Raw genomic sequence first — 538 nt, forward strand, 5'->3', positions numbered from 1 at the left:
ATAATACTTTTTGCCGTTATTAAATACCAGTAAATGTACATATTCTCCCGTATGCAAATCGGAAAGTCTTTGAGGGACAATTGGGATCGGTGTAAGCTTTTCATCATTTATTACCTGTACTCTGACAGGATTTACGGAAATGACCCTGCCTATTACAATATCATTTCCCTTTGGCAGCATTTGCTGCATCAATCCTTTAATACTCGTTGGATTATCCATTCAGACCTCCTATTCGTTTACGGAATTAAGCGTAAGATTCATTGTATGACTTCCTCCTTTGAAAGTATGAGTATCTTCATCGACATAGAAAGTACGCTTAATCCCCAGTTCGTCAATTATTACATAAACTCCCACACCTGAAATTACATCGGGTATACCCAAAGCCTCAACACTCAGGCTTATTTCGGGAGTACTGATTTCTTTCAGCGTTTCTTTGATATGCTCCTGAAGCTTGGCTTCGGAAAGATCATCGTCCTTTTTTTCGATATCCTGAAAAATACCGATTTTCTTTTCAAGCTCGGTATTCTTCTTAACGGCA

2 protein-coding genes are annotated in these 538 nt (G+C 38.5%); both read right to left on the reverse strand.

All coding sequences use genetic code 11. The annotated features are described in order from the left end of the window. Positions 1-219, reverse strand: a 219-nt coding sequence (locus tag OCV67_RS13835; RefSeq protein ID WP_147644422.1) for a hypothetical protein, incomplete at its 3' end; no start/stop codon positions are given. Positions 220-228: 9 nt separating this feature from the next. Continuing rightward, the coding region (locus OCV67_RS13840) for an XkdQ/YqbQ family protein (protein ID WP_449580838.1) at positions 229-538 on the reverse strand (310 nt) is incomplete at its 5' end.

The sequence above is a fragment of the Porcipelethomonas ammoniilytica genome (assembly GCF_025567485.1).
Classification (GTDB): Bacteria; Bacillota; Clostridia; order Oscillospirales; family Ruminococcaceae; genus Porcipelethomonas; species Porcipelethomonas ammoniilytica.